Origin of the sequence: Psychromonas aquimarina ATCC BAA-1526 (assembly GCF_000428725.1) — a bacterium.
GTDB lineage: Bacteria > Pseudomonadota > Gammaproteobacteria > Enterobacterales > Psychromonadaceae > Psychromonas > Psychromonas aquimarina.
Genome location: NZ_AUAM01000026.1, coordinates 51,802 through 74,970, shown reverse-complemented (window position 1 = coordinate 74,970; position 23,169 = coordinate 51,802). Strand labels below are relative to the sequence as shown.

The 23,169-nt window shown below is 35.4% G+C and carries 29 protein-coding genes and 1 pseudogene; 7 read left to right on the top strand and 23 right to left on the bottom strand.

Annotated elements, in window-relative coordinates:
* Nucleotides 1–106 precede the first annotated feature (106 nt).
* From G337_RS0111395 to G337_RS0111315, 16 genes are all read right to left on the bottom strand, one after another.
* The gene (locus G337_RS0111395; protein WP_028863997.1) at nucleotides 107–430 is read right to left on the bottom strand and encodes a hypothetical protein; all 324 of its coding nucleotides are present in this window, start codon (nucleotides 428–430) and stop codon (nucleotides 107–109) included.
* A 364-nt stretch (nucleotides 431–794) separates the two neighbouring features.
* Nucleotides 795–1,799, bottom strand: coding sequence for a PDDEXK family nuclease (locus tag G337_RS0111390; protein WP_028863996.1), 1,005 nt, complete (start codon nucleotides 1,797–1,799; stop codon nucleotides 795–797).
* A 107-nt stretch (nucleotides 1,800–1,906) separates the two neighbouring features.
* Nucleotides 1,907–2,863 (bottom strand): hypothetical protein, encoded by a 957-nt coding sequence (locus G337_RS0111385; RefSeq protein ID WP_028863995.1) that lies wholly within the window; start codon nucleotides 2,861–2,863, stop codon nucleotides 1,907–1,909.
* A gap of 141 nt (nucleotides 2,864–3,004) precedes the next feature.
* A complete protein-coding gene (locus G337_RS0111380) occupies nucleotides 3,005–3,748 on the bottom strand; it encodes a hypothetical protein (protein WP_028863994.1) in 744 nt (247 codons plus the stop codon).
* A gap of 55 nt (nucleotides 3,749–3,803) precedes the next feature.
* Complete coding sequence (locus G337_RS0111375; RefSeq protein ID WP_037027357.1) at nucleotides 3,804–4,475, bottom strand: DUF4145 domain-containing protein; 672 nt, start codon at nucleotides 4,473–4,475, stop codon at nucleotides 3,804–3,806.
* Nucleotides 4,476–4,588: 113 nt separating this feature from the next.
* Nucleotides 4,589–5,386 carry a hypothetical protein gene (locus G337_RS0111370; RefSeq protein WP_028863992.1) on the bottom strand — a complete coding sequence of 266 codons (798 nt, stop codon included), beginning with the start codon at nucleotides 5,384–5,386 and terminating at the stop codon, nucleotides 4,589–4,591.
* Between the two features lie 472 nt (nucleotides 5,387–5,858).
* Nucleotides 5,859–6,257, bottom strand: a complete 399-nt coding sequence (locus tag G337_RS0111365) for a hypothetical protein (RefSeq protein WP_028863991.1) — start codon at nucleotides 6,255–6,257, stop codon at nucleotides 5,859–5,861.
* Nucleotides 6,258–6,378: 121 nt separating this feature from the next.
* Nucleotides 6,379–6,615, bottom strand: coding sequence for a hypothetical protein (locus tag G337_RS0111360; RefSeq protein ID WP_028863990.1), 237 nt, complete (start codon nucleotides 6,613–6,615; stop codon nucleotides 6,379–6,381).
* Between the two features lie 211 nt (nucleotides 6,616–6,826).
* Nucleotides 6,827–7,600 carry a hypothetical protein gene (locus G337_RS0111355; RefSeq protein ID WP_028863989.1) on the bottom strand — a complete coding sequence of 258 codons (774 nt, stop codon included), beginning with the start codon at nucleotides 7,598–7,600 and terminating at the stop codon, nucleotides 6,827–6,829.
* A 286-nt stretch (nucleotides 7,601–7,886) separates the two neighbouring features.
* A complete protein-coding gene (locus tag G337_RS28615; protein ID WP_157619288.1) occupies nucleotides 7,887–8,060 on the bottom strand; it encodes a hypothetical protein in 174 nt (57 codons plus the stop codon).
* Complete coding sequence (locus G337_RS29560; protein ID WP_051303180.1) at nucleotides 8,060–8,467, bottom strand: HNH endonuclease signature motif containing protein; 408 nt, start codon at nucleotides 8,465–8,467, stop codon at nucleotides 8,060–8,062. The genes G337_RS28615 and G337_RS29560 overlap by 1 nt, the downstream gene beginning before the upstream one ends.
* Nucleotides 8,468–8,583: 116 nt before the next feature.
* On the bottom strand, nucleotides 8,584–9,051 hold the full coding sequence (locus G337_RS0111335) for an endonuclease domain-containing protein (RefSeq protein ID WP_028863988.1): 468 nt from the start codon (nucleotides 9,049–9,051) through the stop codon (nucleotides 8,584–8,586).
* Between the two features lie 44 nt (nucleotides 9,052–9,095).
* Entirely contained in the window at nucleotides 9,096–9,686 is a 591-nt protein-coding gene (locus tag G337_RS0111330) for a hypothetical protein (protein WP_028863987.1), read from the bottom strand.
* Nucleotides 9,687–9,850: 164 nt separating this feature from the next.
* The gene (locus tag G337_RS0111325) at nucleotides 9,851–10,678 is read right to left on the bottom strand and encodes a hypothetical protein (protein ID WP_028863986.1); all 828 of its coding nucleotides are present in this window, start codon (nucleotides 10,676–10,678) and stop codon (nucleotides 9,851–9,853) included.
* A 719-nt stretch (nucleotides 10,679–11,397) separates the two neighbouring features.
* Nucleotides 11,398–11,880 (bottom strand): hypothetical protein, encoded by a 483-nt coding sequence (locus tag G337_RS0111320; RefSeq protein ID WP_028863985.1) that lies wholly within the window; start codon nucleotides 11,878–11,880, stop codon nucleotides 11,398–11,400.
* Between the two features lie 179 nt (nucleotides 11,881–12,059).
* Nucleotides 12,060–12,671, bottom strand: a complete 612-nt coding sequence (locus tag G337_RS0111315; RefSeq protein WP_028863984.1) for a hypothetical protein — start codon at nucleotides 12,669–12,671, stop codon at nucleotides 12,060–12,062.
* Nucleotides 12,672–13,192: 521 nt separating this feature from the next.
* On the opposite strand from G337_RS0111315, the gene G337_RS0111310 reads away from it, so the two are divergent.
* The 6 genes from G337_RS0111310 to G337_RS0111285 all read left to right on the top strand — a co-directional run bounded on the left by G337_RS0111310 (nucleotide 13,193) and on the right by G337_RS0111285 (nucleotide 17,452).
* Nucleotides 13,193–13,654: a hypothetical protein gene (locus tag G337_RS0111310; protein ID WP_028863983.1), complete on the top strand. Its 462-nt coding sequence runs from the start codon at nucleotides 13,193–13,195 to the stop codon at nucleotides 13,652–13,654.
* A 110-nt stretch (nucleotides 13,655–13,764) separates the two neighbouring features.
* A complete protein-coding gene (locus G337_RS0111305; protein WP_028863982.1) occupies nucleotides 13,765–14,226 on the top strand; it encodes a hypothetical protein in 462 nt (153 codons plus the stop codon).
* Nucleotides 14,227–14,335: 109 nt separating this feature from the next.
* Nucleotides 14,336–14,809 (top strand): hypothetical protein, encoded by a 474-nt coding sequence (locus G337_RS0111300; protein ID WP_028863981.1) that lies wholly within the window; start codon nucleotides 14,336–14,338, stop codon nucleotides 14,807–14,809.
* Nucleotides 14,810–15,203: 394 nt separating this feature from the next.
* Complete coding sequence (locus G337_RS0111295; protein ID WP_028863980.1) at nucleotides 15,204–15,623, top strand: hypothetical protein; 420 nt, start codon at nucleotides 15,204–15,206, stop codon at nucleotides 15,621–15,623.
* Nucleotides 15,624–15,731: 108 nt separating this feature from the next.
* A complete protein-coding gene (locus G337_RS0111290) occupies nucleotides 15,732–16,337 on the top strand; it encodes a hypothetical protein (protein ID WP_157619286.1) in 606 nt (201 codons plus the stop codon).
* Nucleotides 16,338–16,594: 257 nt separating this feature from the next.
* Nucleotides 16,595–17,452, top strand: a complete 858-nt coding sequence (locus G337_RS0111285; protein ID WP_028863978.1) for a hypothetical protein — start codon at nucleotides 16,595–16,597, stop codon at nucleotides 17,450–17,452.
* A gap of 192 nt (nucleotides 17,453–17,644) precedes the next feature.
* On the opposite strand, the gene G337_RS0111280 is transcribed toward G337_RS0111285, so the two are convergent.
* The 7 genes from G337_RS0111280 to G337_RS0111250 form a co-directional block, all read right to left on the bottom strand.
* Entirely contained in the window at nucleotides 17,645–17,833 is a 189-nt protein-coding gene (locus tag G337_RS0111280) for a hypothetical protein (RefSeq protein ID WP_157619284.1), read from the bottom strand.
* Between the two features lie 83 nt (nucleotides 17,834–17,916).
* On the bottom strand, nucleotides 17,917–18,321 hold the full coding sequence (locus G337_RS0111275) for a hypothetical protein (protein WP_028863976.1): 405 nt from the start codon (nucleotides 18,319–18,321) through the stop codon (nucleotides 17,917–17,919).
* A 95-nt stretch (nucleotides 18,322–18,416) separates the two neighbouring features.
* Nucleotides 18,417–19,304: a type I restriction enzyme HsdR N-terminal domain-containing protein gene (locus G337_RS26100; RefSeq protein ID WP_037027355.1), complete on the bottom strand. Its 888-nt coding sequence runs from the start codon at nucleotides 19,302–19,304 to the stop codon at nucleotides 18,417–18,419.
* 300 nt (nucleotides 19,305–19,604) lie between these two features.
* Nucleotides 19,605–19,871: a hypothetical protein gene (locus G337_RS0111265; protein WP_028863975.1), complete on the bottom strand. Its 267-nt coding sequence runs from the start codon at nucleotides 19,869–19,871 to the stop codon at nucleotides 19,605–19,607.
* Between the two features lie 245 nt (nucleotides 19,872–20,116).
* Nucleotides 20,117–20,464 carry a hypothetical protein gene (locus G337_RS0111260; protein ID WP_028863974.1) on the bottom strand — a complete coding sequence of 116 codons (348 nt, stop codon included), beginning with the start codon at nucleotides 20,462–20,464 and terminating at the stop codon, nucleotides 20,117–20,119.
* A gap of 200 nt (nucleotides 20,465–20,664) precedes the next feature.
* Nucleotides 20,665–20,982 (bottom strand): hypothetical protein, encoded by a 318-nt coding sequence (locus G337_RS0111255; protein WP_028863973.1) that lies wholly within the window; start codon nucleotides 20,980–20,982, stop codon nucleotides 20,665–20,667.
* A 120-nt stretch (nucleotides 20,983–21,102) separates the two neighbouring features.
* Nucleotides 21,103–22,671, bottom strand: coding sequence for a recombinase family protein (locus tag G337_RS0111250; protein ID WP_028863972.1), 1,569 nt, complete (start codon nucleotides 22,669–22,671; stop codon nucleotides 21,103–21,105).
* Between the two features lie 77 nt (nucleotides 22,672–22,748).
* On the opposite strand from G337_RS0111250, the pseudogene G337_RS26095 reads away from it, so the two are divergent.
* A pseudogene (locus tag G337_RS26095) lies at nucleotides 22,749–23,126 on the top strand (DNA alkylation repair protein); the annotation flags it as partial.
* Nucleotides 23,127–23,169: the final 43 nt, after the last annotated feature.

Below are 23,169 nucleotides of genomic sequence, written 5' to 3'. Positions count from 1 at the left end.
TTTCGAATATTTTTTACGTGTTGTCATTCTATTTCTCCCGTTAAGTTCATTATGATGTCTTAACTGGGGTGTGTGAATCTATTAAACCACGTCATGGGTTGATCACTTAAGAAACTAGGTTGTGTGTCCAGTCAATGGGATCCATTTCTTTAATAACACGTCTGGTTTGTCCTTTATCACCAATAGTTGTTGTGATGACGTCAGCGTGTCCTAGCTCAGGATTGAACATGGCAAGAAAGCATTCTTGGTAAATCCATAAAGCATCAGCTGCTAGTTTTACTGTAATAGCATCAGCGGCGGTTACAGTTTTATTCTGCTCACAGTGCTGCATGATTTCCTTATAGAAACCCCTAATTTCTTTGTTTTTATCCAGTGATTTTGGTGCGTTTTCAAGACTTGATAAGTTGGTTGTTTTAGCTGGTTCAGCCATTTTATACGCCTCCTTTATTGTTTTTGTAGGTAGAAGGGCTGTTTGTAAGCTATTTATGCGGAGTTAATTGGATTGTTGCTGGTGGGGATAGGGCAGGGGAAAAAGTTACAAAAATTCAAGACGCGTAAATTGTAAAGAAGTGGCGCTGTAGTTCAGGTGATCTCAGACGTTTAAGATAGCCCCCCTCTAGCGTGGTTAGAGGGCATTACAGTTTTTTTTGCTGCGTTCTAAATGAACCGTATTGTGCGGAGCCACATGCAGGGGGCTGGAGGCTAGATACCTCTGGCTACCCGATTATATGATCGCGTTCAGTTTTAAACTTCCAACATTATTACTTTTTTATATTAGCTTTAGAGAAAAGCATTTACGAGTTAAATTTTATCATGTTATCAGATGCATACATACCCGAACGAATAGGAATACCTAATTTAATTAATACATTAAACAATATTTCTAGCCTTTCTTTATTGAGCGAAGCATCAATATTAGATGCTAATAACTTTAAGAATGATGATGATTCGTGTCTTCTATCATAGACGTTAACCATATGATCTATTGAAGATAAGAAATACTTAAAATCTAATGTCATAAGTTCATTACTTGTTTCATATATAGATTTAACTGTTAGTTCGTCAAGCTTTTCAAGCTTGATATTCTCTAATAGCATGTCATGCCATAACTCAAAAAGTATACATACTGGCAAATACTCTTTATTATCCAAAGAGACTTCAAAAAGCAATGTATCTTGATAAAATAATTTAATCGAAATTAGCTCACCATATTCTGCGTGGGTAATTCCTAGTTCTCCATTTTCTTCCAAACTATATATACTTTCAACTTTAACTCCCTTAGGGATTATATATATTGTGGCATCTAACTTTGTTAAGAAAATTGAATTATTCATATCTTTAATAAGTTCGATTCTATAATTATTTTCAATTAAATAATCATTATGGAATAGCATCCAGTAGCCATAAAGTTGTAATGCAAAATACAATTCATATCCTAAGTCATTAGAAAATGCTCTTCTTTTTTCTAGGTTATTTTTAGATATTTTAAATTTATTATCTTTACTACTTTTTACTTCTACCATTATTTTTTCATCATTTTTAAAATGAATAATAAAGTCACTTTGATATGATTCATCGGTTAATACTGAAGTTGTTTCATCAATAGAGATAATGTGTTTACAGTTATTGAAAAAGTGTAATATTAGTGCAAATTCATCTTCAACCTTTAAACCCGGCAATCGACTTTCTAAATTTGAATTTTCAAGATTCAGTTTCTTTTTTAATAATAATCTAGTCTCCTCATCTAAAAATGATTCAACATGATGAAATGCTTTTAATCTTTCAATATCACTAGACATAGTTTTCCTTTAGAAACGTCGATTAAGTGGGTTATAAATAGGAGGAAATTGAACTCTAATCCACTGTTTTCGTTCCGTTTAAATGCCTTGTTGAATTTATCTTTACGCTAATTAAAGTAATGCTGATTTTTAGCTTTAAGCTCTTTATTAACAAATGTTGCTAATTTTAAGGCTTCCAACTCATATGCTGCAGGGTAGTTCATAACTTCTTTACTAAAATTCGGAATAATGTCATATAGATGTTCAATAGCCTTTTTCTTGTTTGATTTTCGCCCAGGATTACAAAACAGAATATTAAAAGATGAAGCAAAATCCCAATTATTAGTGATGTTTTCTTTTTCTTGGTATTTAGCATGCCTGTGATATAAATTTGAGAGTATAACTACATCAACTTTATTAAATGACACTTGGCTATGAAATGAGTCCTTTGTGAATAGTCCTTGCAATCCAGTTAAATAGCTTGTCCATTTAGTCATATCCATAGCATCATCACAACAAACTAAAAGCACATTAACTACATCACCATAATTTTCATCCGAAAATTTACCATGAGCTGATATAAGAAAGTCTTTCATGCGATTATCAAGATGTTTATATGTTTTTAATTGCTTACCTGAATCATTAAAAATTTCTTGTAAATTGGACACCACACCTCGGTATTCGGGCATTCTTCCAAGAGCTGACATTTTAAAGCAATCGTCATTTTTTACGTTATCTACTACCGAAAAATCAGCACACTTTACTTCAATATTATATTTTGAGTTATTATCAATAAATGAACAATCTACATCTTTAGGGGGGTTAACTTTATCTTCATAGATAAAGTTACCCCCATATTTATCAGCAAAATACAAGCATACTGTTAATTCACATGCAGCTTGTAGATATTGAGCTTCATTTATAGAAGATTTGGTTATTTGAAGTTTTTTAGGTATATCTCGAATTTCTGATTTAGTTAAATGTAAGCTGAGAGTATCAATCAATAGTTTAACTGATTCTAAATACTCAACTTTAGCATGTTGTTTACCAACATATGGGTGTTTAGGATTGATTGAATTTATCATGATACCTCTTATAAATTTAACATATTATTAGAAGGAAAACTTCCGTGTTTCAACAAGAAATACGCCCATTTAAAAATTACAATAGAAATGAATTTTACATTCTTTTGTTTTTTATCAATTGCTTGTTGTCTGGCTTTCTTCTTATGGGATAACCAGAACTAAAGTAGTAATTTTGTATGTTAAAAATATCACAGCAGAATACCCTAGAATTAATGGAAGAACATGCTCTATGAATTCACTTTTTTTAGTTAACCAAAAATGATCTCTATGGATATTTAAAAATTTATAATCATCGTTAGTGGCTTTATACGTAAAATCTATTTCTGCAAAGCCTCTATTTTCATTAATTTCAAAGTGTTTATTTTCGTTTAAAGCAGAGAGCAACTCAGGATAAGATTTTATGTGTTCAAATTGAATTTGAGATCTTACTTTCCAGTTGTCATTTTCTCTTGGATTTTTAGGACTTCGATTAAATGATCCAACTGCCATGTTTACGTTAGTATTTAAATGCAATCTGACTAATTTATTGTATTCATGAAACGCATGTGAAGCGGAAAGTTCATACATGAAAAATTCTTCTACTTTATGGTAATTAATTGAATTAATTATTGTATGTCTACATTTAATCCAAAAAAAGCAAACATGGTATAGACAAACAGCTAATAAACCACAAAAGATCAATTCAGGTCTGTCAATGACTCCAGAGATAACTCCTAGATTTACATTGTATTCGCCATTCTTAGGTGAAACATTTAAAGCAGCAAAAGATAATACAGATACAAACATCAAATTTCGTTTTAGGGGCGTAAGTGACTGATCAAAAGTGCAATCATATCGACGCTTAGAATTTAAAAGAGCATTCCTTGCAAAATTTGATGTAGGCATTAATCTATATTTCCTTAAACAGAAGTTTCATGTTTTAGTCAAGGTGAATTAATTGTTAAGTTCTTGCCATTGATGATGTGTAAGATACTGTTAGTAAATGGCTTTGAATCCATAGCACACATAGCTTAATTAATATTTTTAAATCATGGATATCTTTGTCAGACCATTTTCTAACATAATGAGCTTCATCATTTCCTAGCCAAGCTGCTCGCGTTGAACACTGCTTAATTCGTATATCATCAATATAATCATTAATGCATTTAGCTAATGCTTTTCCTTTAATTTTAGTTTCTTCAGTTGGGTGTTCAGAAATACAAAAATCTTTAATTAAAAACTCTAAGGCTTTGCGATAGCCGATTCCGCAAATTTGTTCCATACCTAATTTTTCTGCCTGATATGATTCGGTAAATATCTCACAAAATTGAGGAGATAATTCAGCAACCTCTTCTACAATATCCGGTTTATCAAGATTATTTGGAACACATTTAATTAAAGTGAAAAAACCATTTATGGTATTTGGTGTAGGTTGAAGTTTTTCATAACGAGCAATAAACAAACTTAAACATTCTTCGTTTGGACACTGATATGCAATCTCAACACAGTTGCTTTGTGTTTTAGAATGAACTGAAGTTTGAATAGCAGAAACTTTACTTTTACAAACGGGGCATTGATTAGGTAACGAATCTACATTTATCGTGCCTAGGTGGTTTAGATGAATCTGTAACATATTGATCCTAGATAATTTAACGCTTCATTAAGCGATGAATAAGTTGGTTGCGATGTAAAGTGCAACTCAATCACATACAGGAGAACTGGAGGTATCTAGCCTCAAGTTCTCTATTAGGCTTGCTCCTGAAACTGTATTTGAACATCAACTAATTCAATCTCGTAACTGCTTGCTTTTTTTATTTCACCACAGACCCAAAATGGCTCATTTTGTTCAACAAGCTTGAATTTATTGCTTGTTCTATTCTCAATTTCGAACACTATATTTAACATAGAGTCCGATACGTCAGCGGTTACTTGAAGCTTGTTATCCTTAATTTCAGAGACTGTTGCGAGTAGAGCTTTCCATTGAATTTTCATTCCATTATATATTTCTTTACGATGCTTCAAATCAAATGGCTTCGTGCTTTTAAGGTTGTTTCTTATATCCTCAGGTAATGGATCTAATTCGTATACAGTAAGAGGGAAAGGAGGCGCATCTTTTAATTTTTTTATCTTACTTTCAAAATCATTTAAAGTAATTTGATTATTTGCTTCTTTTTTAACTACGGTATTTGACTGTTCTGTGATTTCAGAGGTGCTTGATAGCTCTGGGGGCTTAGATGGTATATGCTTTTCAATTTTTTCATATGACTCTAAAGCTAATAATATTTGATCAGTTTTGTCTTCTAATTCTTGAATTTTTGAATTGTCGTTAGTATTCCCTTTTAAACCAAAAATAGAATAAAAAAGGGCAACAATGCACGCGGCGACCTCACCAATTAGGCCTTTAACCATTATTTCCCTTTCGCTCTCAGTGGGCGAGCCAAATCCTAGAAAAACCATTGCAAGAGTTCCAAGCACCATCATAGTAAATAAAATTAGAAACACCCAAAATAAAACCCATTTCATTTGGTCTTGTTGTTTATTCATTTATTCTCCGGAGAAACTTGATATTTTTAGGCCGAATAATTCCATGTTTTCACAAGAGTTATACTGAACAATTAATTGTAAAAAATAAACCTTACATGTTTTGGTGCTACTTATCAAACACTTACATTTTAAATAGGGTTTAAGTTTTGTAGAAAGGCTGAATCATTCCGTATTTGCGGTGGAAACATGGAATACACTGCGATCAGAAGTGAAGATAAATATGTTCACCTGGAAACTGGAATATTTTTCACATTAGGCTGGGATATTCATAATTTATCGGGGGGATCGTAGTTTAGAAGGCGTTATAGTTGTTTTTATTGGCTTAAGTTGTGCGTTTTAAATGAGTGTTATATGTGGAGTTGCATGCATGGGAGGTAAGACCGGTTTTAGTTAATGCCTTAATAACAGACAAAATTGGCTGGCTAGAATATAAACGGAGTGAGATAGCCAGCCGTATTTTCTCCTTGTTAATTTACTTATAGTGACGCTTTAAATTATTTTCGACTTCATTCCGAAATAAATTAATAATGTCCATTGGCGATCTATCAAGAGGGTCATTATTCAATAAGTATTCACCATAAAACTGATCATCAAACCACATACGACTAAATGAACACACTTTATCAAAAGCTTCGTGCTCACCTGTAAATTGCTTTTTATGTCCCTCGGGGGGAACTTTTAAAGCATCCAGTAAATAAACATATAATGCTTCTTCATGAGCACCATGATCTTCTATTCCGACTTCCTCAAATAGGCGAGAGCGTTCAGATTGATATTCTAAAATCTCAATGAAATCACAAAGGGTATTATCATCTATATTTCGATCTTTACTCTGCATCCAATCATAATCACGAACATAAATATCTGGCATTAAAACCTCTTAAAATATAACGTAGCCTACACTTACGTATAGGTTAGCGCTGTTTTTGCGGGCAAAAAATGTTACAGCCGTAATGCGTCTGCTTGATTTGCTAGCTAGGTTGAAAAACATACTATTTAATTAACTTTAAATGTGAATTCTTTTCACTCTTTTCTATAGCAACATCTTCAGGTATTGATTTTTCAGGCATTACATCAGTGATATCTTTTGGACCTGCAATTAGACCTTTTTCTAACTCTGCTAATTCTGGAGGCATTTCTTCAGAGAACAGTTTTTTTGCTCTTTCTTCAGCTCTCTTGCTTACCCATTCTTCAAATTCAGGTGTTCCAGGTTCCAGTTTGTCTGCCATGTCCGCTCCTTTATAAATTGCGCCATAGATATGATGGAGTGTTACTAGCCTTACCTTGTCTATAAGTAAAATCATGGCTCTGATAATAACGGATGAGCTCTTTATTTAATGGCCTGCTAGCTTGAGTTATGCGTTCTAAATAAACCGCTTTGTGCGGAGCCGCATGCAGGGTGGTGTGAGGGCTGGAGGCTAGATACCTCCGGCTAGCCGATTAAATTTCAACTCCATCTACCCTTGCTTGAAATGTGAAATGAGGGAAATCCAACATCATTCCTCTGTCTATAGAGTATTTTTCAAATACATATCGCTTAACTGCCTCTTGGTCACTTCGAGGTATATTACAGTCTGCGACCATGATGCTACTAGTTGCCTCTAGCTCAACTAGATCAAATATCCCGATTTTATCTACAAATTTTGAAATGAACTGAGAGACTTTAAAATCAGCATAATTAGGGGATTTGTCATTTACCAATAAAACTACATTTTTGCTAGTAATCAAAAAAACACCATCAATAACATCTTTATGCTTAAAGAACTCACTATGGTATGCGTAATAACAACTTGAAGCTTCGCTTGTTTGCGCGTCATAATCGATTACGTGCTTTCTGCCGTATAATGTTGAAATTATTTGTTCAGATTGATTACCTTGAGCAACGCCATTAGCTATTATAAAAAGTAAACAATAGTCGCTATTAGTGTTTTCTTTCTGAGCTTTAAGTTGCTTTATTCCATGACCAATAACACCAGAAATTCTATTTCTATAGCCTGTCGTATTTATGTGCTCAAAAACTTCACCATTAGCTAACTCTTCTTCTTGAGCTTTATGTAATGCTTCCTCATCACTTTTTTCTTTCAGTTCGATAAGTATCGTTTCTTCCTGTTGTATTAGGAAATCAGGAGTTTTTTCATCAGACTCTTTTATTTTCTGAGCTTCAACAGAGAATTTCTTGAAATACTCAATTACATCATTTTCTAAATTATTCACACTGAAGCCTCAATGAAATTTAACATTTTATTAGGCGGAAAATTTCCGTATTTCCATAAGGAGGTTTTAATCAAAAAATCATAACAGTAATGAAGTTTACATTTCCAGTGTATGTTTATCAAACGTTTATGTTTTCAATAGGAACTATTTATTGTAGAAAGGCAGGATACAGTGGAAATGGTGTTTGCAGTCAGTGTTTCTTGGGCATTAAAAGCTGATTATGTCACGCTCGCTTATTTCTATGATATGCGTTAATCGAGATACTCATCTCAAGTTCACCTCATTATTATTTGATAGCTTGTTCGCTTAGTTTTATAAGCGTTAGCAACAGAGCTTCATCTTCAGCCGGTTCACCTTTACCATAAAACTCAAATGATATTTCACCTTCATTATGATGAAATTGGTAAGGTTTGTTTTCGTGCTTGAAGAAGCATCCGTCGATGTGGTCTGGTATGAACATTATTTTCTTCCTTGAATTTGTTTGAACATATCACTAGCTGTGACTGTTTTAGTTCGAGCAGTTTTTGCTTTAGCTGTTTTGTTGTTATGACATGAATGACAGAGCGATTTGAGATTACTGTATGTGTAAGCAAGTTCAGGGTAATCTTCTATTTCCTGAATATGGTCAATTACATCTAATGGCCTGATTACGTTATAAGTAAGGCATTCTTCACAGAGTGGGTTCAAGTGTGCTTTTCGTGTTCTTAGGTTGCGCCACTTACTTGAGTTGTAGATGTTGTTATTGCTCGTCGTTGATGACCTGCTTATCTCTTTTGTTTGCTCTCGTTGGTGCTTTTTACATCGGCTGTTTTTTGTAGCGATACTCCTGCACGCAGAGAACGAGCAGATACTGAAGGGGGCTTTCATTAGTCCTCCAGTGCTTCGTGTAATAAATCAACACCAAACGAACTGATAAGGTATTCATCCCAATCAGATTCATTAACGTTAATAAAAATCATGTGCAGTCTCCTGATTGTTTTTGGTTATGTTTTTCGTAGTTGTTTTTTGTATTGCTTCACTAGCTCTGCTTTAGTTGCTTTTGCTGGTGGGTCGGCTAGCATTTTTAGCTGCTCTGCTTTAGTTGACTTATTGAAGCGTTTTGATTCATCTTGTATTCGGTTCGGGTGCCAAGGCATATCGCTGTAATCTCTAGAAAAGTGCGCAGATAGGCTTGATAACCACGCTATACAGCCATCTGCGCCTAGTTCCTTGACTAAGCCTGCTCTTATAAGTTTTTTCCAAACAGCGCCGCTCGTTGTATTGCATGCAGGGCATAGTATTGCTCTTACTCTGTGTTCGTGAGGTTCGCCTTGGTGGGCATGATCTACATGCCAAGTTCTATCTGATGTTTTATGTTTACGCTTACAGATAGGGCACTTGTTTTTCTGTTTAGTTAAAAGCTCAACACGTAGTGCATTAAGCTCTTTCTCTTTTAGTTGTTTTGGTTTCATATGTGCTCCTTTTTAGTATTTAAAGGAGCAACGAAGCTATTGAATTAGTTCAGTAAAACACGTTCACCAGAGAAACATGATTTACCTTGATCGTTGTCTGCGCGGTTGTTGTCTTGAAGCATAGCTTGAGGTGTGGTTCTACCGTAGACGTAGCCTTTTTGATTTATTTTATCTACGTAACAGAACATGATTTCATCGGTGCTGTTATTGATATATTCATGCACGTTATATGGTGTTACTTGATACTTCCCGCTGAGTAATAGTGAAATGCCTTTTACTTGTATCTTTAGGTCATCAGCTAAGATATCAAAATCTGATGTTTCTTCGGTGTTGTTCAAATAAGCTGTAAGATCTGGTGCTTCTACGTTAGTGTAATGTTGCTGGTAATACGCAAATGCTGTTAGTTCAGCCGCGTGTCCGGTGAAGTTAGTGTTGTATTGGTTCGTTACTTGACGTTGACCGCCAGGCTTCTTGTTCCATATATCAACAGATGTTTTTGTAAGCTGATCTAGCTGTTCCCAATAAGGTGCTAAATCTATACTAAAGCCTGATGTGAGTAGCGGGGTAGCTTCTGTTTCAGCTTGAATGCGTGTTGCTTTTAGCGCATGTATTTTTTCTAGTGTTGATTGGTTCATTATTTGACTTCCTTGTTTCGTGTTTGACGTGTTCCTTACATACTTCTGGTATGAAGAGTGTGTGAGTTCGTAAATTTGAGTAGTGACTGCGCGGATCGCTGTGGTTCTATTTTTTGTTAGTAAGAAGTGTGGAGGCTTTTACTTCTTTTGTAATGCAGGAGGGGCTACAGTTCACCTGTGGCTTTTAGTATATTTTTCTGAGAATTTACTGTGCCACGTGATAGTTCCAGCTTCTTAGCAATATTGGTTACTGATATACCTGATTGAAGTAGCTGTTTGATTTTTGCATTACGGCGATCTTTAGGGCTTGCAGTAATATTATGATCACGACGAATATCATAAACAGTGTTGACACCAACGTTGTAGCGGCTGGTAATTGTTTTTACGCTGTCACCTGCTTGTAAGTCCATACTGATTTTGCTTTTTATGTCTAAGTTGACTTTAGTGTTTCCGTGGAAGTTAACAACTTCTGAACCATTCAGGGCTGGAATATCAACTTGCATATCAGCACAGTTTTCCCGGAAAGATTTTTGTTTTTTTACATGTTCAATCTGATCTCCGAAAAACTGTTGAACAATAATTCCACTGTGAACTTCTATAAAGACAACTTTAGTATCAAAAGCGATGATAGCGGCTGAGTTAGCGCGGCGAGCGTATCGTTTAGTTGTATAGTAATCATTTTTCTTTGGCATTTTGCCACGGTCTTCATATTGCTCTTTCAAGTTTACTGCGTGCAGGGTTACGCTGGTGTTTTTGAAGTATTTTTCAAGATAGTTGAAGCGCTCCATAAATGATGCGTGTAACTCGTCTTTTACACCGTTTGATTTCAACACGCTGTATTTGTTTTTAGTTGATTGAAAGTAAAGTTTTTGTTCCTCAACTTCATCTCCTGCTTGTATGAAGTGTGAATAATGACCGCTAGCTTGAAATGGTTTGTCGTGTGTAGCTTCGTTGATGAAACAGGTGATTTTTGATTTTTGTGCGTTTAGCATTGTTATGATTCCTAGCGTGTTACAGCTGGTAAGTTAAATTTATTTTGTCTTGCTTAACTGTATTTAGTAATTTATTAAACAAACCGCGTGTAACAAGCGTAAATTTACCAAAATTTTTTGCACAAAAGGTAGGGTGAGCATAAGAAATGTCAGAAAATTTTGCACAAATACAGGTGTTTAGTGGTTGCAAAATGAGTTGAATCGGTAGTTTTGTGTGTTTTTTAAGCAAGAGCTGCTGTGAAACAGTGCTGGTGTTTAAAATGTTTTGGTAAAAGTTGTGCTCTGTTCTCCTTAAAAGTAACATAAAATAATTACACATAAACATAAATGAAAAACGTCACTCGTTTCACTTCGTTGTAAGCCCTGCTCCGCTGTCGCATGTCTTATAAAGATATAAAATAAGAGAGTTTATTGCATGCGCTTTGCGTTTCCTTTGTAAGGAAAACACAACTGCTCATTACATTTTTTGCTTTCGCTTCTTTACAATAATTGATTTGAAAAACACATTAAGGGCAATGAAAAACATTTGAAAAGACTTATTTTGTTTGTCTTCAACAAACTCGTCTCCTTCGGTAGACGTCCTTCCTCGCTACGCTCAGCGACCTGTCTACAAAAGGAAGGGACGAGCGAAGCGTAGGGGTAAGTGTTAGAACGCCGGGTGTTGCTTTTTTATACAGTTACCGGTGGTGCCTTAGTATTCTAGTTTTATGTTGTTACCTCTAGTTATTACATGCGTTTACTGCGTATTGAATAAGTTCGATAGTCTTCATGCTTTCATTGCGCTCATTCAATTCATCGTAATATGCATGGTCTTCGTCGTATTCAAGTTCACCACTAACTACTTTTTCATAATCGTTGTATTCAAGCTCTTCTTCTAGATACTTGTTCAAGCGTTCTAGCTCTTCTTCAAAAGGTCCTAATTTAGACTCTAAGTAATAACGCTTACCCGTCACGCTATCGCCTAGAACATATTTTTTGATATACGTGAAGGTATCTAGCTGCTCTGTAATTTCATTGCGATCATCAATATAGCTGTCGTAGTAATCCGCTGAACTAGATATTACCTCTTCTTCTGCTTCTTCTTTAGCTGTAGTAAGGGCAAGTAACTTTACGTTTACACGGACAAGCATCTTATCTTGAAAGTAAGCTTCGATGTCTTTTTGTAAGTTAGCTGGTAGTTCATTGTGTGTGTAAGAATTCATATTGTTACCTTTAGTTAGTTGTTTTGATTGATTCTTCAATCAGTCAAACAAGCGTTATTGCCTGCTTATAAGTTTTTATAACAACAAACAGAACCTTAAATATTTAAATCACTTCTATCGCCTTTATCACTTTTATCACTTTTGTGTAAGGGCGTTTTTTACTGAGTAATATACATAAGCTACGGACGGTTTAATTTGGGTCTGTTGCCTAGCATTTTCCAACCGTCATTTACTAGCTTGTCAAATGCATAACGTTTCTCGTTGTTTAGCTTTTCGACAGGTATAGCATTACTCATTATTTCCATTCTAAGGTCGGAAGCTTTAAGCAACGGTTGAATTTTAATTCGCTTAGCTAAATCGACTTGCACACGTGCTATCACATCTTCATATGCTTCAGTGTAATAAGCTATATTGGTTGAGATGAATGCTAACTTTAGACTGTTTGATTTGAACACGGTGATTTTACGCTCTTTAACTTCGTAATTGAGCTTTTGCCGAGGTTTTCCTATTAGAGGCTTACATCTGCTTCGAGGGAGCTTCGTTACTTTTTTAAACTCAGGTGGCGTGTCTGGTAGTTTATGTTTTTTTCGTAGTGCTCGTTCGTCGCATTCTCGCTTTATCTCGTCCTGTCGTTTTTGTTCAGCATCCTGTCGTAGCCTTACCTCAATCATAATCTGCTTGTTTATACTAACTTTTATAGTTGTAACTAGCATTTCTGCTAGCCTACCTGCTGTCGGATCAATTGCTTTAATAGCTTTAAGTATTTCCGTCTCAGTTAGTGGTTTTGCCATTTAATGTCCATATAAATCAAAGATAAGAGCGAATTGCATAATACCGGAATCACTGTTCACGTTAAACCAGAATTGGTGTTCACGTTGCGCTGGAATGATCGTTCACGTTAGGCCGGAATATGCATATGTCTTATTCCTTGTGATACGTTGCTTTATAGTTATTGATTGTCTTTTTTAAAGAAATAATCCAAACGTAACATATTACTTTAACAACGATAAGTGATGTTGTTACAGCTATTCACTGCTTACTCAAAAAAACAATGTTTGTGCATGCTGTGCGGGCCGTATTTCGTGTTTTTACCGCAAATATGGAACTTTTCCGACTTCTACAATAGATAAAGCCCATTAAAAATATAAGTGTTTGATAAAAATAGAGAATAAATGTAGGATTTGTTTTTGTTATTATTTTTTTGATGAATATGTTTCTTGTGGAAGCATGGAATTAGTCCGTCTAAAAGGTGTTGGTTTTATCTTCGGTAATACATTTACAATTAAAACTATATATAGGGAAAGGTTACATTGTGCATGAAACAATAAATTTATTTGCTCCACTTCTTGCTGCTATTGCAACTATTGCATCTGCAGTCGCTGTATTTAAAGCAAATGAAATAGCTATGGCTGTTAAAAACTTTCAAAAAAATAGTATTCTGAATCAACGAGAGCTCGAGCTAATTGGTAAGGCATTGGAAAAACTGAGCATTTATGATGCGTGGTGTAAGCCAGGCGCTAAAGGTGAAAATGTTAATTACCATGAAAGTAATGAGTCTGAATATAAAGCTAGAGATGAAGCGGAGATTCAGATTCCAAGAGATATAAAGTTCATTCTTATTCAATTATCGGCTCATAGTGATAATTTAGAATCTCAGCTAGATGAATGGGAGGAAAATTTTATTATTAAAACAGGTGACAATTATTTTTTGGATGCTGCACAGATTAGAAATAAAATTCTATCCTTACGCTCTATTCGTTCTTGCGGGCTATAAATCTAACAAGAACTTTAAACGATACAAAAATAGTTGGCTACGTTTCGCTTCGCTCTACGACTATAGCCAACAATTATTCACCGCTTAAGGCGTTAGAATTTGAGGTTTCAATGGAAGAGTGGCTACAAATTTCCAAATTTCTTATCACATTGATCGCAGTCGCTGGGCTATACATTGCTCGGCAACAATATGTTGTGAACAAAACAAAAATCAGATTGGAACTCTACGATAAAAGGTTTGGTATTTATCATTCAATAGTTACAATTTTCGAAAACATGCTGTGTGATGAAAAGGTTAATGAAAAGCTATTTTTTGCTTTTGAAACGTCATGTAACGAAGCTCGATTTTTGTTACCAGATAAAGTTCTCAATGATGTTACTCAAGCTCGTAGTTTAGCCTATAAATGGAAACGCTTGAACAGGGAATTAGTTGCATTTGAGAGAAAGAATTTGAGTAGTGATAATGTTGATGTCGTCAAAAATAAAATGATTGCTCTCGAAGAAGAAATTGAATCGTTTATAGATCCAATGACAAAATCTTTTTCAACAGTTCTTAAATTTGAAAAATTCTAACTAATAAATCGTTTAAACGAACGCCTAACAGTTGGCTGTCGTTCGTTTCTCAATATTATAGCCAACTGTTTTACGTCGCTTAGCAAAGCGCTAGCTGAAATGAGAAAAAATGAAATATTATCACGCAACAAAAGATGAGCTACCAATAGGAAAAAAAGTAAAATCAACACGAAATAATTCTTTCTACAAAAACGCATCTAAAGAAATGGATAAGTTAAAGCCGTTAAACGCTCCAGGAAGAGAAAAGGCTTTGTTTCTTGCCGATGATGCTGAGTTTGCTGTGTATTTTTTAATGAAAAATGGAGTTGAAATCAGCGAAATCAATCTATATGAAGTAGAGCCGGAATGTGAACACAAAGCACCTTTCGTATTAACACATAAAGTAGAAAAAAGACTTCAAGACAAGCAAAGTGTTGAAAGCTTAATTGCAGAGTATTGGAACCCACAGTTAAAATGGGGATTCTATGAATACCTAACTTTATCATTCACGGTTAAAAAGCGAGTTAGCCTACCAGAAATAGATGAGTCTTTTGTATTTCCTTTGTATGATTGCGATGTAAGACAAGCAGAGAAAATCAGCTAACAATCTGTTTAACAGACAACTAGCACGTGGCATTTTTAATCTAACGTATAGGTGTTGATTTCCCCTACGTTAGATTAAATCTCACTAAGGTTTTTGAGTCAGCAATATTCTGCATAAGCAAAAAACATAATGTTTTAAACACCAGTCATGCTATGGACGGCTGACCCTGACGGACTTTCTGCAATCTGAAATGACTAATAATTCGTGCAACAGAACCGCCTCTGTTCTGTCTTTCTATAATAGCTAAATCCTATTTAAAATGTAAATGTTTGATAAACAATGTTAAAATATGTAGCGTTCACCTTTATAAAAGATAATTTATGGGCGTATTTCTTGTGTAAGCACAGAATTAGTCCGTCTTAGCTGGCTAAGAGTTCATCGCGAAGGAGATCAAATGCCAACAATAAGATTTACAGGTCCAGCACTTGTAGCCAGTGCTGAAGAAAATGATGATGGATCACTTGATTTAAAAAGTGACATGGTAACCTTGGAATCGCTAAATGGATTAAGCTACGAAGATGAGGAGTTTTCCGACTATCTATATGATGGAGAGGAAACAGAGAATTTTGCTGAGCATGTTTCCGGTGGCATCTTATCATTCTCTTATGACACTTCTTCTAGCTCATTGATTGGCTCTATTGAATATCGTCTGTCTAGGTTGCTCTCTGCATATGAAGTTGAAGCCCTAGAAGAATATACAATTGAGCAATTAACCGACGGTATTGGCTCCAATTTTTCTCAAGAAAGAGCATTGAGTGGTGAAGTCACCCCATTTATTAATCATGAAGAATTGTCTTGTGTTCAAGCCAGCTAACAAGCCGTTAAAGTGCGACAGAATACAGTTGGCTATTTTCGCTGCGCTCAAGTTTAGCCAACAATATTCAGCGCCTTAACAGGGGCGTTGCATACAAAAGGAGGTATGGTGTCTGGAGAATGGTTAAAATATGTAACTCCTATTTTGGGAGTGCTGATAGGGGCATGGCTTGCTCCGTATATTGAATCTCGAAAGTCTAAGTCAGAATCCAAGCATATTATTAACTGCTTTTATACTGAACTTGAGGATTTACTTAAAGACCTACCACAATATACATTGAAATATTTTAATGTTTACAAAAAAGTATGGAATGTGGAGTTAAATCGAATTAAAGATCCAAGCGATTTTTTTCCTGTTAGTTTACCGTCAAAAATTGAGTTTCTTACTATAGGTTCTTTAACTGAAAAATCTTTTTTAGAACTAACAAGAGATCAACGTAAAGCAGTAAGAGCTCTAAAACTCATTTCTCAAGGAATTAATGAAAGACTTGCAATTATCTCGGAAAAAAAAGAAATGAATGATTTCGTTGCCAATAAGGCGGCTCTTCAAACAAATACTGAAAGTTTTGCAATATTTTATTATTTAATTAATCGCTTATGCAATGAGAAAGAGCGTTTTATTTATACCGAAGAGACAACTGAAGATGCTTGCAAAAAAGCGCTAGATGCATTGAATATTTCATTTGAATTTGAATGGTTAGTAAAGAATGCATAACAAGCTGCAGCACTTGGACTCGATACAGTTGCCGCAGTTTTTGCTAAAAACAAAAGCAGCAAAAACATCGCCAGCCTACGCGGCAGTTAACTAGGCGTTGAGGCTGTAGAATAACTCACTTTTTGTAAATTTATGAAAATCAACAAATTTTAAGTTGTTGTTTTTAAATGATAATAAAAAAACGAAAAAGTATGTTTTTTCTGAAAATGGAGAAATTCTACAGCCTCGTTAAGTAAATAACCGTTCTACGAGGGTTTATGGATTTTATAAGTAGTGTTTTACTGTCTTTTGGAGGGGGCGTCTCTTTGGTTTTGGCCTTAAGCGCTTGGCTCGGTAACCTTTGGGCTAAAAGACTATTGAGTAATGAAAATAATAACTCATTAAAGGAATTGTCTGAAATAAAGTATCAGCAAAACCTAAAAGTTCAAGAGACTGTTTCTATAATGAACCAAGAGCTTGAATTATTTAAAAACAGAAAAAATGAAGCTATTGAATCACATAAATTTGCATATTCAGCTTATATGTCTGCCCATAGTGAATATGTGAAAAATAGAATTTCGGCAAATGAGCAATTATGGAAATATATTATTGAAATTCGAGTGTTAATACCAAGCCCTTTATACATGCTTGATATTATAAAAATTGATAATCCAATAGAAGCGACGAAAGGAGTTCAAGATAAAGAACGAATATGTAAGGATTTTGATGATGCTCAAAGCATATTTTATTCGAATTCTGAATGTATGAAAGCACAATCTTTGCTTCCATTTTTAGATGAAAAAGTATTTAGACTTTATATTCTTTATAAATCATTATGTTCGAGGTTTGTTTGGTATGGAGTGCTAATTTATCACAATTCTTGTGAATTAGAGGTTTGGTATAAAGACATGAGAATTACGCCAGCAATTGATGAGTTATCTAAAGAGATAATTGGAACAGAACAATATCTAAAAAGAGGTTCAATTCATTCATATCTTGATTATGTGGAAAATATGTTAAGTAATGAAATAAGAAACTCGATGAATGGGCAAAATTTAGGTGAAGAAGCTGCTATATCATCATCTAGGTTAGTTGATGTAGTCGCAAACTTGAGTGAAAAAAATACATCTGCATAAATATTTACTACCACTAATTAAGGATAGTTCGTGCGAGCAACGCGAACCATGACTTAATCCTATTGTTGGACAAGCACCGACGTTTATCTCTGATCTTTATATAAATATTTAAAACGGGAAGGGTCTTGAGCTTTGCGACCACATGTTTCTTCCATTTTCCGTTTTTCTTTACCGATGATTATATCCTCTAAATCAATCGTTATTTTCTACAATAATTTCCCCTGTTTCTCGACTCTTATAAACACCTTGATTGAATTCGACTTGAACCAGTTTATCGCCTCTCATTTTTAAACGATAGAAATCTAAACCACTAAATGAAATTTCAATATCATTATCGTAGTCCTTAATCATTTTCTTTAATTCACCAATAGTTAATGTCATAACTAAACCTCCCCTTAAAATATAATGCTGTGTTTTGTGCAAATTTGAAGCGTAGCGGACAATTTGTCCGACAATAGCTGTTGTTAGAGTGCGTGGCTAACAATAGACTTAACAGTTGCTCCAATAGCTGCCTTAATCACCTCGCTAGAACCTGTTGCTAAGCCATCTTTAATTTTTGAAATAGTGGTTGCTTTTCCACCAAGGCTATCAGGAGTAGAATTTAATGCATCTAAACCTTTAGATGTTAAAACACACTGACTGTAAAGTGCAAAATTCCCGCCACTCGACTTAATGTAACCTTCGTCAGTTAACCAATTTACTACATCTTTAGCAAAGTCTGTTTTGGGACACATAGACATTTCGTCTGAATTTATTTCTCCACCAACTAATTCATGCATTTTCATGCCTACGGGCTTAGGGAAATGATCATGAAGATACGCGAATATAGTTGCGGCCACTTCGTTAAACTGGTTAATATTATTTTGCATTTAGTTTTCTTTTCACTGCAATGTTTGTGTATGTGGATTTTAAGATCGCTTTGATGATAACCATCAGTGAATAAAATTCTCACGTGACGCACTTGTTAGGGCTTAGATTCAGTTAATCCACAATACTCCATGAATTCATCTGCGACAAAGGACACGTATTGTTCTTCTGCATTTTCTTGAATTTTATTAGAAAGTGAAGCACTAACACCAAACTTTAAGTCGTCATTTTTTAAGAAAATATAATAAGGTTGTCTTTTCAATCCGCTTCTAACGATTTCAGCAAGATGTTTTGGTTGCATTGAAAGCAATACTTCTAACTGTTCTTCATTGAAATCAATTGATACGATAAACTCTGTATCACCAGGAATAACCGTCGTTGTTGTATATAGCCCATCTTCAATTTTAGATATGCAATTAATATTTACAGCTAGCCCAATATATTTAAATCCTTTTGTGACGCCAAGCTTTAGCATATGGATACCGTAATCAGGGTGATACTCCATTATTTCATCATTAGCTTTTAATTTTGGGTTGAGCAGGCGGTATAAAAATTCCCAATACTCTCCAATATTTTCAAGTGAAAAGTTCAATATTGGTTTAAATTTATCAATGCTATATAGAGAAAACTCTCGACCGTTACATAGTGCATAATACTTAGCTCTGACTTCCGGATGTATTGCGTAACTATAGGCCTGTTCTACATGCTTACTTTTCATTATTTCTTCAGTTGGTGACTTTGCATCTAGAATCCAATATGGCATTCCCTCTGAGAGGAACATGTAATCAGGAATAATTGAAACTTTTCGTTGTTTAGAACCTATGGCTACATACGGGTGCATCAAAGATTTGCTTCTTACGATCTTATTATCACCATTAGAATAATAACCGAGTGCCTTGATAATCGGTAATATTAACTCTTCTCGAACCGAATCTTCTTTAAAATCAGGATCGTCTAATAAACTAAAATCAAAATCATCAAACATTATTACCTTCCAATTATTTACGTAGTTTATTAACACGCAAACATAATTCATTTAATTAAGATGGTTTTATAACAAAATTAGTCTTTTTAAACAGTGTGTTAGATCATGGTTGTTGTAGGTGTTTGATTTTATTTTTACGTGTGTGGAGGGGATGGTGCCATATGGCACCCAAAAATGAATCAAAATTAGGAATTAATACTATAGGCACTTATTATGTGGAGTTTGCCACATACAAAAGTATAAGGTTTAAGACATCAAATCCTTATTCTGTATAACCCGCTTAAATGCTTTCGTTAAGCATTAAACGTTATTATTAATCCAATCCCATGCTTTCTTAGGTAACCAGCCACTATGTTCTGTCGTTACTCTGATAACTAGCATTGAGTCATTATCATCAACATATGCTTTTAAACGAGCAAATAATTGAGTAGCGGTTTCAGAAGTGGCTATCAACCAAGTTGAATCCAAATAATGCCAATAGCCTGATGATTTCTCTAGTTCTTTGTAAAGCCCATTATAGTTTTGGCCTGTTTTATTCAAGTCATATGATACACAGTATACAGTCATATTAATTCGCCTTAGTGCCGAATAGCATATTAGATTATATGCTTGTTGATACACAGTAAAAGATATGGCCATGAAGCAATGTAATCCTGTTTTTAAAACAACCTATACAACGATTATTAGTGGCAGGAAAAACAAAGAAAACAGCCATTATTATGTTTGTAGAAAGATGATTGAAATTTAGGGATACCAGAATATCTTGTAGATCCTCATTTAAATTTCATAGTTTAAGATTTGAATTGAACTCATTAACAACTGCAAACAGGACAGGACCAACTACTATTATCAGGTTTGTCTGGGTGAATATCATTATCTGCTGGTTCATCAAAGTCGTGATAGTTTTTACACTCTTTTTCGAATGCGGTTTTTGGTGATGTAGCATAAGAATATTTAAACATAGGTCGTTTGGAATTTTTAGCCCAATGTTTAAGGCGTTGTTTTACGTCAGAATCGGAACGACCTACATAGGAAACTATAAATACATCTTTGTCATTTGTTTGACCTAATGCGTAATTACCAGCAGACTCTTTTAAGATTATTTTATCGATTGTGGCATCATTTAAAGCAAATGGGCCTTTCATATCTAGTGTTGCCATGATTATTCCTTTTTAATAAAAGTTAATAGCCTATTAGGTGATACTTACTAATGAATATGTAGTTCACATAATAAAGATGTTTTATAGCAAAATGGTTTGTATTTGACAGTGCCTTAGATCATGGTTTGTGTGTTTTTTTGATGCAAACTTTATAATTGGAGGAGAAAACCACAAAAAAGCACCAGTTAAGGTGCTATTGATTACAAACGTGTTAGTAGTTGATCAAGCTTTCCATCCATAGATTTTAGCTGTTCCTTAAGTTCCATTATGTTGTCATCGTGAGTATCAACACGATTCTCAATTACAGCTTGTTTCTGCTGTATGTTCTCAACTTTGATGTTAGTAACTTCTTGTCGTTTCCAACGGTCATCATCAACTAGTTGTTTAGATATATGGTTGTTCGACGCCTGTTCAACTGATTTAATTCGATTATCGTATCCATTTAGCATACGCATAACCAGCCAGCCTACAGCGCCCAATCCAACAGTAGCTAGAACTGCTGTTATTTCAATAGGCATAATACTTCCTTGTTTTTTATTTTTATTATTAAGGTTACAGTTATTTAACCCACAGCAAGTTAGCTCATTCCCCCTATACGCCATTCTAAAGGCGACACTGAATCTCACTCCATAATTTTGTTAGCCAATTGCAACACGTGGCATACAATGCGTTTGATGTGCTTTTGCCATGTCATTTACTACACCTTTGAATTGTTGAGCAAAACCGTCATCACTTAGCTGGTGGTTGTTCATGTAGATACGTAGAGTCACGTCCTTACCTTCGACTTTAATAGTAATACGATTCACAGTAGCTACTAGCAGTATTTGAACTTTGCGCCTTAGTTCATTGTTTTTCACGTCAAGCACATCGAATACGTTAAAGGACTCTGCATTACGTATAACAGTTTGTTGCTCTGTCTCATTTGCTATAAGTGACGTAGTTTCATTGATGTCATTCATTAAAGCTTGATAACGTGTATTGGCACGTGCATCACCCATCATTACTAAGTCAAGTAAGTTCTCAGCCTGCTGTTCTAGCTGTTGTAACTTCGCCCTGTGTTCATTAGTGTTAGATACAGTGTTATTAAGATTGATTGAGCTGAACCACGTGAGGATAAGGTGCTCTAGCTGTCTTAGCTGTAGTGATTGACTGCCACAATTTGGGCTTGCTTTGTAGCTTCCACATCTTAAGTATTCTCTGATTTGCTTACCTTGCTTAGTAGTCCATGCTGATTTGTTATACTGCCATTTCATTCCGCATTCGCATCGAATAAGCCCTGACAGTATATTCTTAACTGTTCCATTGTTGCTGGCTTGAGCATTAGTGCGCTTCTTGTTAGTCCGTATTGCTTGAGCTTGGTTGAACTGCTCGATTGATATAACTTGTGGGTAGTAGTCATTTATTATGATGTGCTGGCGTGATGCGGATTTACTGGTGAACGTGCCTGTCACTGCTTCTGCTTGGAGTATGTTAAGGACTCGACTGTCCGTCCACGTTTGTTTCATGCGCTTAGCTTGGTGTGGCTTTGATAGCACTAGTTCGTGTTGTTCTTCGTGTAGCTTCTGTGCGATGCGATTGGAGCCCATACCAGATAGATATAGGTTGAATATGTATTGAATAGTTGAAGCGAATGTTTTGTTCAGGCTGAATGCTGTAGCTGGTGTGGTAGTGTCAGTGTTAATGATTATCCAACTGGGAACATTGCGTGATATAATGCCCTCTTTCCGCTCTGCTTTATGGAATACGCGGTCCAGTGCGTCACGGCTTCGCTGACTCTTTAGCTTTGATTCGTTGTGAGCTCTCGACATGACTGCCAATGCTAAGTGAAGTAATTCAGGTCGAGCTTTGTTATAGACGGTTTCAGTTGAAACTTCGTGAACGTCTATACCTGCATTTATAAGATCAAGCAGTCTTGATAGTGCTTCTACTTCGTGTTCACGTCCCAGGCGGTCAAGTGATTCAACGATTAATACAGCAGGTGGCTGTATACGTCCTGTATTTACTGCTTCAATTAATAGCCCTAATTTACCGGCCATTTGTTTTCCGTGATAACCACTTGCTATGTCATTAAATGTTTCAGTCGATATGTTGAAGTTTAACCGGTTGGCGTATTCCAGCGCGAGCTCTTGCTGTCTGTCTAATCCGTGGCCAGTGGTCTGGTGTTTTGAGCTAATGCGGCTGTAGATGTATGCGGTGGTGTGATTCATTGTTGCGGCCCTCGTGGATTTACGTGCTTGTATTATAACAGTAGATCACATAATAGTAGCTTGAAGGGGTCAATAACTGGGATCTGGTTGACAGTTCTGCGCATTATTTATTAGGCACCTGGTTACTGGATAAAGAAACAGAGCAAATATGGAAGCTTGCCGACAGTGATAACCTGTGGTTTCAGCGTATCGCGGTAATGAGCAGTTTTGCATTTATCAAAGCAGGGCGTTTTCAGCTGACCCTGCAGTTAGCGGAGCATTTATTAAATCACCCGCATGATTTAATGCATAAAGCGCTAGGCTGGATGCTGCGGGAAATTGGTAATCGCGATTTGACTGTGGAAATGCACTTTCTTGATAAGTTCTATGCAGAGATGCCCCGTACCATGCTTCGCTATGCGATTGAAAAATTTCCAGAACCGCTAAGGCTGGATTATTTAAAAGGACGCCGCTGACCTGCTGCCTGTACTTACGGCTGATTATTTTTTCATTTATGTA

Coding starts and splice junctions, on each gene's coding strand:
- G337_RS0111395 (WP_028863997.1), bottom strand. CDS start 430: ATGGCTGAACCAGCTAAAACAACCAACTTATCAAGTCTTGAAAACGCA.
- G337_RS0111390 (WP_028863996.1), bottom strand. CDS start 1,799: ATGTCTAGTGATATTGAAAGATTAAAAGCATTTCATCATGTTGAATCA.
- G337_RS0111385 (WP_028863995.1), bottom strand. CDS start 2,863: ATGATAAATTCAATCAATCCTAAACACCCATATGTTGGTAAACAACAT.
- G337_RS0111380 (WP_028863994.1), bottom strand. CDS start 3,748: ATGCCTACATCAAATTTTGCAAGGAATGCTCTTTTAAATTCTAAGCGT.
- G337_RS0111375 (WP_037027357.1), bottom strand. CDS start 4,475: ATGTTACAGATTCATCTAAACCACCTAGGCACGATAAATGTAGATTCG.
- G337_RS0111370 (WP_028863992.1), bottom strand. CDS start 5,386: ATGAATAAACAACAAGACCAAATGAAATGGGTTTTATTTTGGGTGTTT.
- G337_RS0111365 (WP_028863991.1), bottom strand. CDS start 6,257: ATGCCAGATATTTATGTTCGTGATTATGATTGGATGCAGAGTAAAGAT.
- G337_RS0111360 (WP_028863990.1), bottom strand. CDS start 6,615: ATGGCAGACAAACTGGAACCTGGAACACCTGAATTTGAAGAATGGGTA.
- G337_RS28615 (WP_157619288.1), bottom strand. CDS start 8,060: ATGTTCATACCAGACCACATCGACGGATGCTTCTTCAAGCACGAAAAC.
- G337_RS29560 (WP_051303180.1), bottom strand. CDS start 8,467: ATGAAAGCCCCCTTCAGTATCTGCTCGTTCTCTGCGTGCAGGAGTATC.
- G337_RS0111335 (WP_028863988.1), bottom strand. CDS start 9,051: ATGAAACCAAAACAACTAAAAGAGAAAGAGCTTAATGCACTACGTGTT.
- G337_RS0111330 (WP_028863987.1), bottom strand. CDS start 9,686: ATGAACCAATCAACACTAGAAAAAATACATGCGCTAAAAGCAACACGC.
- G337_RS0111325 (WP_028863986.1), bottom strand. CDS start 10,678: ATGCTAAACGCACAAAAATCAAAAATCACCTGTTTCATCAACGAAGCT.
- G337_RS0111320 (WP_028863985.1), bottom strand. CDS start 11,880: ATGAATTCTTACACACACAATGAACTACCAGCTAACTTACAAAAAGAC.
- G337_RS0111315 (WP_028863984.1), bottom strand. CDS start 12,671: ATGGCAAAACCACTAACTGAGACGGAAATACTTAAAGCTATTAAAGCA.
- G337_RS0111305 (WP_028863982.1), top strand. CDS start 13,765: ATGGAAGAGTGGCTACAAATTTCCAAATTTCTTATCACATTGATCGCA.
- G337_RS0111300 (WP_028863981.1), top strand. CDS start 14,336: ATGAAATATTATCACGCAACAAAAGATGAGCTACCAATAGGAAAAAAA.
- G337_RS0111295 (WP_028863980.1), top strand. CDS start 15,204: ATGCCAACAATAAGATTTACAGGTCCAGCACTTGTAGCCAGTGCTGAA.
- G337_RS0111285 (WP_028863978.1), top strand. CDS start 16,595: ATGGATTTTATAAGTAGTGTTTTACTGTCTTTTGGAGGGGGCGTCTCT.
- G337_RS0111280 (WP_157619284.1), bottom strand. CDS start 17,833: ATGACATTAACTATTGGTGAATTAAAGAAAATGATTAAGGACTACGAT.
- G337_RS0111275 (WP_028863976.1), bottom strand. CDS start 18,321: ATGCAAAATAATATTAACCAGTTTAACGAAGTGGCCGCAACTATATTC.
- G337_RS26100 (WP_037027355.1), bottom strand. CDS start 19,304: ATGTTTGATGATTTTGATTTTAGTTTATTAGACGATCCTGATTTTAAA.
- G337_RS0111265 (WP_028863975.1), bottom strand. CDS start 19,871: ATGACTGTATACTGTGTATCATATGACTTGAATAAAACAGGCCAAAAC.
- G337_RS0111260 (WP_028863974.1), bottom strand. CDS start 20,464: ATGGCAACACTAGATATGAAAGGCCCATTTGCTTTAAATGATGCCACA.
- G337_RS0111255 (WP_028863973.1), bottom strand. CDS start 20,982: ATGCCTATTGAAATAACAGCAGTTCTAGCTACTGTTGGATTGGGCGCT.
- G337_RS0111250 (WP_028863972.1), bottom strand. CDS start 22,671: ATGAATCACACCACCGCATACATCTACAGCCGCATTAGCTCAAAACAC.